Genomic DNA, 10,114 nt, shown 5'->3' with positions numbered 1-10,114 from the left:
TTGCTGAAGAAAAGTCATCCTGCAGTGAACCAGCGTTCCGAGGCCATGCGCCATGCTCAAAGCCTGCTTGCCGAGTTCGGGCTTTCTCCTGCTGCAGTTTCCAAGGTTACCGGGCTGATGTGACACCAGCCATGCGCATACGGGTGCAGGGCATCATGTACGACATAGAAAGCGCCATAGACCAAGAGGGGCGGGGGCGCTGGCTGATACTGGAAGTTTCCAGCATTGAGGAGGAGTAGCCATGCTGCAGGCATCGTTTCGTAATTTGTTGCCTACCGATAAAGAGCTTGAGCGGATGCTTTATGAGCATGTGGATAAGCATATGGCGGATATTGCCGCTGAGATTGCCACGGAAACACGCCAGCGTGCCCCGAAGCTTAAAGGGCTGCTTGTAAAATCAGTCCGGGCACGCCCCTCTAAGTTTGAAGCGGGGGGCTACATTGTCGTTGTAAGGGCTCCGCACGCCCATCTGGTGGAATACGGTCATAATATTGTTGACCGTAAAGGCGTTGTGCGCGGCAAAGTGCGCCCGCATCCTTTTTTCCGCCCTGCCATTGCCATTGTGGGCAAAAGAGTACGCTCAAGGCTGAGGCTTTCTGCAGTGGGGGCATGATGAAAGCCTTTCGGGAAGCCTTTTTCAAAGCCTATGCGCAAGGCGGCAGCGCGTTGCACCTGCGCCTTGGCGATAGCCTGTATGCGTTTGAGGCTCCGCGCGGTAAAAAAGTGCCTTTTGTTGTTGTTTCTGTACCGCATGAGTCGGAAGACCGCTCTTTTACCAGCATTTTACCTGAAATTTATCTGCAACTGGACGTGTACGCGGCGGATATGGACACGGCAGACATCTATGCCCGTGATCTGCGTGATTTTGTGGAGCAGACAGCTTTTGCTGTGCCTGATTATGACCTTGTCTCGGTTGAGTTTCAGCAGGCAACGCGTCTTGCGGGTGCTCATGCACAGCGCATCATGGTTGAATATCTGGTTACGTTGCATCGGGCTGCGTAACCGCAAAACAGCATGGAGGAAATACTATGGCTACCGTTTCCGGCAGAAAAGCCCGTGTGACCGTTGGTGCATCGGGTGGAACTGAGCAGATTGTTGGGGAAATTTCCAACTGGGATATGAACCTTTCCGCTGATGAAGTGGACACCACCGCCTTTGGTGACGGATGGGGCAAAAGCGATGTGGGCATGAAAAAATGGAGCGGCAGTTGTGCCGGTTCTGCTGATCCCACTGATGCCACGGGGCAGGGAGTTGTGGAAGCGGCCTTTGATACCGGCGCGCTGATACCCGACATCCGCTTTTATGTGGAATACAGCGAAACAGCCGGTGAAAAGCTGATCTATTACGCGCCTGATACTGCCAGCGATGCCAGCGCCGGTGCACGCATTACCAGTGTGAACGTGAAGCAGGATAAGGCCGGTGTTGCGACTATTTCGTTTAACTTTTCCGGTTGCGGGCCGTTGAAGAGATTTTCTGAAACTGTTCCTTCTGCCCCTTAAACCCGAAGGAGGCGGTCAGCCGCCTCTTTTATGAGGTGTTTTATGCGTTTTGATCTGAATAACCTGAATCCCGGAACTTGGCTGGATATTGACGAATCCAAGCCCGAAGACGGGGCTATCTGCCTGCGGGTGCTGAATGATGATACCCGCCGTAAACTGCACAAAAAGCATACCAGCCGCAAGTTTGTGCGCGGCAGGCAGCTGGAAGAGCTGAGCGAACCTGCTTTTTACGCGGACATGTGGGATTACTGCATTCTGGATTGGAAAGGCATTTGCGATGCAGATGGAAAGCCGGTTCCCTGTACGGCTGCAAATAAGGCGTTACTTATGGCTGAAAGCCCTGTGTTTGCTAACATTGTTTCCGGCCTGCTTGACCATCTGAATATTGAGGCTGCCCGGCGTGCGGAGGAAGCTGAAAAAAACTGATTAAACACGTTACACGCCTGCGCGAAAGGCCGGATTGTGACGTGTGTGAAGCAATACACAGTAAAAAGGGCAGGGTGCCGGATTGTGAAGCCTGCACCCCGCCGTTAATGCCGGAAAATGAAGATGCCGTGATGATATTCCGGATATGTCAGGATCAGCTGCTCTGTGCAGGTATGGGCACTCCCTACGGAATCAATCAGGTCGCTGTACATGAGGCAATGCGGCTGTATGGCGTGGAAGATAAGAAAAACTGCTTTGAAAAGGTTCTGCTGCTGGCGCGCACGGTGCTGCTGGCAACGGAAGGGGAACAGTAAATGAAGATACCGGGAATGTATGTTGAAATCAGGGGCGATTATACCGCCTTGAGTGCTGATTTTTCGGCGGTACGCAGAGAGGCGCGTGCAACTGCGACAGATATTTCCAATGCTCTTGCCAATGCTGTTGTTCCTTCTTCCGTTACGAGCGGCATCGACCAGCTGTATCAGAATCTGACCAAGGCGCAGCGTGCTGCAAAGTTGTCCGGTTCTGCTTTTGCCTCTGTAGGGGTGACGCTTGATGACAAGCTGCGGAAAAATATCGGCCTGACAGACCGTGACTGGATGCGGCTGCAGCAGCGAATGCTTGCAACCAAGGCCACACAGCAGGCGGAGCGTGCTTTAAAGTCCATTGCCCGCGCCGCGAACATGAGTGCCGCAGAAATGGCCGTCCTGAAATTCAAGATGGGCGATGCCGAAGGCGCTATGCGTGATTTCAGCCGCATAGCACAAAGCAAATTCGGCATGGTGAAGTCTGCCATATTCAGTTTGCAGGGCGCCGTTGCAAGCCTTGGCCTCGGGATGCTGGTAAAAGATATTTTTGATACCGGCGCAGAGGTTATGCAACTTAACCGCGCCTTTGAAGCCATTACGGGCAGTACTCAGGGCGTACAGGCTGAGTTTGCATTTTTGCGGCAGCTTGCGGACGAGTTGGGCATGAATTTTTATGACCTTGCAGGAGGTTACAAAGATATTGCGGCCGCAGCAAAGGGCACCAGCATGGAAGGCGAAGCCGTGCGCGGGGTGTTTACCGGCATTGTAGAAGCCGGTGGCGCGTTGGGTATGACGGCGGAGAACGTGAAAGGTTCTTTGTATGCAGTTTCGCAGATGATTTCCAAGGGCAAAGTGTCTGCCGAAGAATTACGGCGGCAGCTGGGCGACAGGCTGCCCGGTGCATTCCAACTTGCTGCAAAGGCCATGGATGTTTCGACTGCTGAGCTTGATAACATGCTCAAGCAGGGTGAGTTGTTCGTCGACGACTTTTTGCCTCGTTTTGAAAAGGCGCTGCATGAGCGGTATGGCGATGCCGCACGAAAAGCTTCCGGCGATGCTGCGCGTGCTTTGGATAAGTTTAAAGAATCTTGGGTGGATATTAAGCTGGAAATGGCAAATTCCGGTTTTCTGGATGATGCCACTGCTGCTTTGAGAAAAATGACCGACAGCCTGAAAGAACCGGCGGTACGTGAAGCCATGCGGGAACTTGCCGGTTCGCTTGGCTCCATCGTTAAAGCTCTTGGTGAGATTTCCAGATATGCGGGGCTGCGGTCAGTTATAACAACCAGAGGCGAAGGAAGACTGCTGGCTGAATCCGGTTATATCGATGGAGATGCTTTTGAAAAGGCGAGTTTTATAGATCGGCAGCGCATGGTTGATCCTTTCAGGGACAGATTGCCTGTTATACAGCTTGATGCGCAGATAGCGGAGCTGCAAAAAAGCCGTATGGGTGTTGTTTATGCACGTGACAGAGCACAGATTACAGCCAGAATAAATGAACTGAAAGCGCAAAAAGAAGCACTGGAGAGACAGCTTACAGATTCAAAAACGACTGTTATACGCTCTCCGGACAGGCAGGGCTGGTGGGAAAGTGATGCTGAATATATCGACGTAAGTGTTGAGCGTCGGAAGAATATTGTAACAGGAAATGCTGCCGATGCCGCGAAGGCATTTCTGAAAGATTCGCCGGCAGCTAAAGCAGAAGAGAAAAAAAATAAGATTGCAGCCATTGAAAGCGCTGCACAGTCTGCCATCGGCAAGCTGCAAAATGCCCGCGAAGTAGATGCCGCCAATGCTGCGCAATATAGTGCGCAAATTGTGGCCATAGAAGCAGAAAAAGCCCGGAAGCTTGCGGAACTGGCGGATAAACCCGCACGTGGAAATACGCGGAAGAAAACATGGGAAGATTTCGGCATTCCCGGTAATTCCATGTATCTGCACGAGCTGAACAGCATGGTCAGCCCAAGTGAGAGAAGCGCACAGCAAGATGCGGCTTTTAAGGCGGCAGGAAAGCAGGCAGAGGCAGAGAAAGCCCGTAATCTTGCCTTAATGACGGAGTTTGCAGAAAAGCACCGGCAGCTTGTGCTGGGCGAAACTGAATTTAAGCTGGCGCAGATAGAAGAGCAGGGCAAAGCCTACGTCAAAGCCGGAGCGAATGAAGTAGCAGTTGCGCAATGGGCAAAGGAGGAAAAATTACAGGCTGCCCGTGATTGGGAATCCGGCGCGGTGCGTGCCATGCGTTCGTACCATGATGAAGCTACAGATGCTGCCAGAGGTGCGGAGCGCATGATTTCTGACAGCTTCAAAACCATGGAAGACGCTGTTGTCTCGTTTGCCATGACGGGCAAGCTTTCGTTTTCGGATTTTGCCGACTCCGTCATTAAAGACATGATGCGTATGGTTGTGCAGCAAGGCATTACAGGGCCGCTTGCCGGAGGCATGGGAGACATGCTTGGCGGCATGATGGGCGGCGGTGGCGGTATATTCTCTTTTCTCGGTTCCTTTTTCCATGACGGCGGCGTGATCGGCCGTGATGCCCCTAGCTTCACCCGACCTGTTGACCCTGCCATCTTTGCCGGTGCACCCCGGTATCATTCCGGCCTGTTGCCTGATGAGTTTCCCGCCATTTTGCAGGAAGGGGAAACTGTGATTCCCAAGGGCGGCTTCAAGGTTGTTCCTGCCCTGCGTACAGGCGGCGGGGTGACTGTGAATGTGTACAACAACAGCGGCAATGTACAGGCACGGGCAGTGCAGCGCCCCAATGCAGAGGGCGGCATGGATGTGGATGTGATTATTGAAGAGATAGACCGCCGCATGGCCGAAGGCGTGAGCAACGGCACCAGCCGGACCAGTGCCGCCATTGAGCGGGTGTACGGCAACACGCGTTCCGGAGGGTTGTACTGATGGCGCAGCCTGCCGATATCTGGGAAAAAGCCATTGCGGAGGCCTATGCTTCTGCCCCCGCTGATACCCGCATTTTATACACTATCGAACTGCGGCACCCTGCCTTTACCGAGCCAGTGCGCGTTGTGCACTGGCCTATTGAAGAGCCGGAACCGGGCGTTCATACCCTGACTCTGGAACCGGATGCTCCTGCTGATGCGGGCAAGGCCGTGCCGTTTGTGCACTGCGGCTTTGCGTTGACGCTGCCGCAGCAGTCAGAACGCGCCCCCGGTGAATTTGTTGTCCGCATAGATAATGTCACAGAGCTGTTGACCGGGCATCTTGTGGCGGCACGTAAGCAGCGCACACCCATCGACTTTACCTACCGTGAGTATCTGGAATCCATGCCGGAAGAGCCGCAGCTTGTGTACCACGGTGCACAGATACGCAAGGTGTCGTGCAGTGCGGGAGTTGCGGAAGGCCGCGCGGAGTTTGTGAACTGGCTGAACAAGATTTTCGGCCGGCAATATACACCGGGCGAATACCCCGGACTTGTACGGGGGCGCTAATGAACACATTGCCGCATTGGGCAGAAGAACTGATAGGTAAGCCGTGGGCGCGTAAACCGAACCCGCCTGTAACATACAATTGCGGCGAGCTGGTGCGGTATATTTACAAAACCCGTCTGGGCATAGATTCGCCTGCCATAGTTGCCGACCCCGCAAACCTGCGGGCTGTGCTGGGGGACGTGCGCAACCTTGCCCGATACGGGGAGTTTGCGGTTGTTGAAGCTCCGCGGGAATACGATGTGGTGTGGATGTTTCGCCGGTCTGATCCTGACCACATCGGGGTGTATGTGGAAACCGCAGATGGCGGCATGGTGCTGCACTGCCTGCGCGGGTTCGGCGTTGTGCTGGATTCGCCTTTTGAACTGCGTGCGCAGGGCTGGAAGGCATTGCAGTACATGCGGCACAGCATGGCGGGGGTGGCTGCGTGCTGCTAGTGCATACTGCCGGAAGCATGGTGACCTGCCGTAAGGAAATGGCAGGCGGAAAATCGTTGAGCGATTTGTCTTCGGCCGTGCCGCAGGGGGCCGTTGTGTGCGTGCATAACGGCGTGCCGGTGCTGCGTGACGAGTGGGCAGCCAGAGTAACAGCCGATGAGGACACCGTTGTTTTTGTTCTGCTGCCGCTGGGCGGCGGGGGCGGAGGCTCCAACCCTATACGCACCGTGCTGATGGTGGCCGTGATGGCCGCGGCCTATGCAACAGGGCAGTGGTGGGCGAACTACACTTTTATGGGGCCCATGCTGCCGGGGGCTGCTGCCGCATGGGGAACCGGCGCATATGTGGCTGCCGGTGTTGCAGGACTGGGCGGCATGATGCTGGTGAACGCTCTTGCCCCCACCCCCCGTATGCCTACGCCGGAACTTTCCAGTGCGCGGGGGGTGGAGGCAAGCAGTCCTACGTATTCCATGCAGCCCGCCAGCAACAGCGCACGGCTGTACCAGATTATCCGCGAAAAATTCGGCACCAACCTGACAACGCCCGACCTCGTGGCGGAGCCGTGGTGGGAATATGAGGGCAACGAACAATATGTATACCAGCTGCTGGGCAACGGGGTGGGGGCATACCAGATACATGAGGTGCGCATAGCGGATACGGCAATCTGGAAGGACGGGGAGTATACCGGCAACTTTCCTGAAATTACGTTGGAGTTTGTGCCGGCAGGGCAGCCGGTGACGCTTTTTCCTGACAATGTGGAAACATCTGACGAGGTGAGCGGTCAGGAACTGCGCGGGCCGAATGTTGACGGGGAAAACAACTGGGTAGGTGCCTTTGCTGCCAACACGGCCGGAACAGAGTGCAGCAGGATAGCGCTGGATTTAATTTTTAACGGCCTTGGCAAGATGACCACAAGCGGCATGACCACCATCAGCGTGGGGATAAGGGCAGATTTTCGTCGTATTGACGATCTGGGTACTCCTGTCAGCGACTGGGCTGTACTGAAAGAAGAGGCCGTTTCCGGCGCCACCCGTGATCCGTTGCGGGTGACGTGGGATATTGCAATACCTGCAGGCCGGTATGAAGTGCGTGTGCGCCGCACCACCAATAAAAGCAACGACGGGCAGGTGCTTGACCGTGTTGTATGGGCGAATATGCGTGCCTTTTTGCCCAGCCGCCTGACGTATGCGCAGGATGTTATAGCGGTAAAAGCCCGCGCCACTGACAGCCTGTCACAGGCAGCAAGCAAACAGTTCAAGGTGATAGATACACGCATGTTGCCTTTGTACGACAGGGTGACAGGCACATGGAGCGAACCGCAGCCCACAAGAAACTGGGCTGCTGCAATGTCTGAGATTCTGCGGGCAAAACATGGCGGCAATCAACCGGACAGCCAGATAGATCTGGATACCCTGTGGCGCATCGGGCACGAGCGTGCGGCAGAGGGCGAATATCTGGACTATGTTGTTGATACCGGCGTTACCCTGCATGAACTGATTCAGCAGGCCAGCCGCACCGTAAGCGTGATAACCCGCCATGTGGGCACGCGGACCAGTTTTGTGCGGGATGAAGCGGGGCGGCCTGTGCGGGCGGTGTTTACTCCGCATAATATCAGGCGGGGTACATTTTCGCGTTCGTTTAATCTGCACACCGAAGACACGCCGGATCATGCGATAATTGAATATCTTGATCAAGATACATGGACAATGCGCGATGTAACCGCCGTGTTGCCTGACAACCTGACACGGCAGCCTGCCAATAAGCGGTTCATGGGCATTACCAGCCGTGCTCATGCATACCGTGAGGGCATGAAGGAACTGCGGATTCATGCTTTCCGGTCTGAAACTATTGAATTTGAGGTAGAGCTTGAATCCCGTCTTGCCCTGCGGGGCGATGTGGCCAGCGTTTCTCATCCGGAATTTGATTTTTCCGCTTGGGGTGAGGTGGTAGAAGCAGGGCCGCTGTTGTCTATCGAGTTGGATAAGTCCCCCGTATTTAAAGCGGGGGACGAGGTGTATCTGGAACTGCGCAGACCCAACGGCAAGCCGTGGGGGCCGTGCAAGGTTGCCGGTATTGCTGATGATGTTGTGACGCTGGATGCGGAAGACCTTGGCATTTTGCTGGCGCAAGGCGTGGGTGACCCTTTTGAATGGTTGCGCACAGACACCAACGCGGGCCGTACTGTATGGCGTATGGGCGTGGGGCGAAACTTTGCAGAGCGGGTAATCATTACCAGCGTTACCCCGCGTGGAATGTTTCATGCCAAAATCAGCGCCGTTGTAGATGCGCCGGAAGTGTATGAACCCATAGGCGACCCGCCGCCGTGGGATCCGGGTACCAATCTGCCGGGCAATCCGGATACACCGGAAGTGACAGACCTGCGCGTACGCGTGGGAGGCACTGCAACAGCGCCTGTGCTGGCGCTTAACTGGCGGCCGAGCGCAGGGGCCGTGGGCTATGTGGTGCAGTGGTCTGCGGACGGCAATCAGTGGCAGACTGCGGCGGAACCCACCGTGAACAGCGCAACCGTACCAGTATCGGCCGGACATGTAAGTGTGCGGGTGGCGGCGATTGGCAAACTGCAGGGGCCGTGGGCAACGTGGGAAGGTACAACGGACATTCAGCCACCGCTGATGCCTTCGCCTGTGCTGGCGCAGCCTTATGCGGGCGGGGTGCTGGCTGTCACGTGGGCGGCGGCAGCCGGTGCGGAAGAGTACCTTGTTACTGTTCTGCATGACGGTGCGGAGCTGCGCACGGTAGCCCTTGGCGGCACTGCGTGGACATATGCCGCAGACCTTATGCAGGCGGACGGCGGGCCGAAGCGCGGTTACACGTTGCAGGTGAAAGCCCGCAATCAGGCGGGGGAATCCGCGGCAGGTGCTTTAGCCGTCAATGATCCTGTGCCTTCTGTTCCTGTGAATATTACCGGCAGTGCTGCTGTTGATTCTGTAACCATTACATGGACGCCCGTGCCCGGTGATGTGACAGGCTACATAGCCCTGCGCGGGACTTCTGCCAGCTTTGCGGCAACTGCTGCTGTGGAAACAAAAACCGTTACCGCTGCCAGTGTGACCTTCAGCGGCCTTGCTGCCGGAACTGATCATTATTTCAGGATAGTTGCAAAGGATGCGTATGCAGACCTGACGGGCGTTTTAGACGATCTGTCTCCGTCTGATGTGCTGACCGTGCGGACTCTTGCGGAGTAGAGGTTATGGCCACCATTGAAAGTTATCCCGCTATGCTGCCAAAGCCGACCATGAAAGGCTATACCGCCCAGCCGACTGACAGGCGGCAGCAGACGGAAATGGAGATAGGCACCCGCACGCGGAATCTTTTCGGCGCGGATGAAACGCTTGTCAGTGTGCAGTGGGTGATGGATGCGGAGCAGTACGCCATTTTTGAGGCGTGGGAACAGAATATTCTGGATGGCGGCAGCAAATGGTTCCGGATGCAGCTTTTGACCGGTACCGGTCTGAACGACCACGAAGCCAAATTTAAAGAACGCCCCACAGCCAGTGTGCAGGGTACGTTGTGGACAGTTACGGCACGGCTGCAGCTGGCACAGCGTAACATGCTGACGGCAGACCAGACGCGGGTTGTTATCGCCGCCGGGGGCTTTGCGCCACTGGCAGCCGCCACAGACGCACTGCATACACTAGTACATGTAACCCTGCCCGGTGAGTACTGGCAGGTTCCGGAGGTGGTGTGATGGCAACGTTGCAGGAGCAGGTAACTCAGCTGGGCACTGATGCCGAACTGATGCACCGGATTGTGCATGGCGATGCAGCAACTGAGGTACTAACGGACAGTGGTAACGTGCCGAGCGTGCAGAAGCTGTTTGCAGATATTTCTGCGCGCGAGGCGGCCAACGTGACACAGGCTGTGACGACGGCAGGTGAAGCACTGGCAGCTGCCGGAGCTGCGCAGGCTAAAGCCCAGACCGCGCAGGATGAAGTGGCAGCGCTTTCGGCGACTTTGAATATCCCTGCGCCCGC

Annotated in this window: 13 protein-coding genes; all 13 read left to right on the top strand. The window is 55.8% G+C overall.

Going from position 1 to position 10,114, the window contains the following annotated elements:
* Positions 1-123 (top strand): P27 family phage terminase small subunit, encoded by a 123-nt coding sequence (locus H586_RS21215; protein WP_420835300.1) that lies wholly within the window; start codon positions 1-3, stop codon positions 121-123.
* Positions 120-239, top strand: a complete 120-nt coding sequence (locus H586_RS21060) for a head-tail adaptor protein (RefSeq protein ID WP_081701837.1) — start codon at positions 120-122, stop codon at positions 237-239. Before H586_RS21215 ends, H586_RS21060 begins: the two co-directional genes overlap by 4 nt.
* A gap of 2 nt (positions 240-241) precedes the next feature.
* Positions 242-613, top strand: coding sequence for an HK97 gp10 family phage protein (locus tag H586_RS19110; RefSeq protein WP_051364003.1), 372 nt, complete (start codon positions 242-244; stop codon positions 611-613).
* Positions 610-1,002, top strand: coding sequence for a tail completion protein gp17 (gene gp17, locus H586_RS0111680; RefSeq protein WP_027182127.1), 393 nt, complete (start codon positions 610-612; stop codon positions 1,000-1,002). Before H586_RS19110 ends, gp17 begins: the two co-directional genes overlap by 4 nt.
* Positions 1,003-1,028: 26 nt before the next feature.
* Positions 1,029-1,499 (top strand): phage tail tube protein, encoded by a 471-nt coding sequence (locus H586_RS20185; RefSeq protein ID WP_027182126.1) that lies wholly within the window; start codon positions 1,029-1,031, stop codon positions 1,497-1,499.
* Positions 1,500-1,541: 42 nt separating this feature from the next.
* Positions 1,542-1,925, top strand: a complete 384-nt coding sequence (locus tag H586_RS0111670; protein WP_027182125.1) for a hypothetical protein — start codon at positions 1,542-1,544, stop codon at positions 1,923-1,925.
* 128 nt (positions 1,926-2,053) lie between these two features.
* On the top strand, positions 2,054-2,239 hold the full coding sequence (locus H586_RS0111665) for a hypothetical protein (RefSeq protein WP_155891391.1): 186 nt from the start codon (positions 2,054-2,056) through the stop codon (positions 2,237-2,239).
* Positions 2,240-5,137, top strand: a complete 2,898-nt coding sequence (locus H586_RS0111660; protein WP_027182123.1) for a tape measure protein — start codon at positions 2,240-2,242, stop codon at positions 5,135-5,137.
* On the top strand, positions 5,137-5,685 hold the full coding sequence (locus tag H586_RS19100) for a DUF1833 family protein (RefSeq protein ID WP_051364002.1): 549 nt from the start codon (positions 5,137-5,139) through the stop codon (positions 5,683-5,685). The genes H586_RS0111660 and H586_RS19100 overlap by 1 nt, the downstream gene beginning before the upstream one ends.
* Positions 5,685-6,119 (top strand): C40 family peptidase, encoded by a 435-nt coding sequence (locus tag H586_RS19095; RefSeq protein ID WP_034619250.1) that lies wholly within the window; start codon positions 5,685-5,687, stop codon positions 6,117-6,119. Before H586_RS19100 ends, H586_RS19095 begins: the two co-directional genes overlap by 1 nt.
* Positions 6,110-9,325, top strand: coding sequence for a host specificity factor TipJ family phage tail protein (locus tag H586_RS0111645; protein ID WP_155891390.1), 3,216 nt, complete (start codon positions 6,110-6,112; stop codon positions 9,323-9,325). The genes H586_RS19095 and H586_RS0111645 overlap by 10 nt, the downstream gene beginning before the upstream one ends.
* A gap of 5 nt (positions 9,326-9,330) precedes the next feature.
* Positions 9,331-9,828 carry a hypothetical protein gene (locus H586_RS0111640; protein WP_027182121.1) on the top strand — a complete coding sequence of 166 codons (498 nt, stop codon included), beginning with the start codon at positions 9,331-9,333 and terminating at the stop codon, positions 9,826-9,828.
* Positions 9,828-10,114, top strand: a 287-nt coding sequence (locus H586_RS0111635) for a hypothetical protein (RefSeq protein ID WP_027182120.1), incomplete at its 3' end; no start/stop codon positions are given. The genes H586_RS0111640 and H586_RS0111635, both read left to right, overlap by 1 nt.

Origin of the sequence: Oleidesulfovibrio alaskensis DSM 16109 (assembly GCF_000482745.1) — a bacterium.
Taxonomy (GTDB): Bacteria; Desulfobacterota; Desulfovibrionia; order Desulfovibrionales; family Desulfovibrionaceae; genus Oleidesulfovibrio; species Oleidesulfovibrio alaskensis.
Note: the sequence above shows the minus strand (reverse complement) of the source record. Positions and strands in the feature narration are given on the sequence as shown.

Bases quoted from the DNA above. Each gene is read 5' to 3' on its own strand.
- H586_RS19110 (WP_051364003.1), top strand. From the start codon at position 242: ATGCTGCAGGCATCGTTTCGTAATTTGTTGCCTACCGATAAAGAGCTT.
- gp17 (WP_027182127.1), top strand. From the start codon at position 610: ATGATGAAAGCCTTTCGGGAAGCCTTTTTCAAAGCCTATGCGCAAGGC.
- H586_RS20185 (WP_027182126.1), top strand. From the start codon at position 1,029: ATGGCTACCGTTTCCGGCAGAAAAGCCCGTGTGACCGTTGGTGCATCG.
- H586_RS0111670 (WP_027182125.1), top strand. From the start codon at position 1,542: ATGCGTTTTGATCTGAATAACCTGAATCCCGGAACTTGGCTGGATATT.
- H586_RS0111660 (WP_027182123.1), top strand. From the start codon at position 2,240: ATGAAGATACCGGGAATGTATGTTGAAATCAGGGGCGATTATACCGCC.
- H586_RS19100 (WP_051364002.1), top strand. From the start codon at position 5,137: ATGGCGCAGCCTGCCGATATCTGGGAAAAAGCCATTGCGGAGGCCTAT.
- H586_RS19095 (WP_034619250.1), top strand. From the start codon at position 5,685: ATGAACACATTGCCGCATTGGGCAGAAGAACTGATAGGTAAGCCGTGG.
- H586_RS0111640 (WP_027182121.1), top strand. From the start codon at position 9,331: ATGGCCACCATTGAAAGTTATCCCGCTATGCTGCCAAAGCCGACCATG.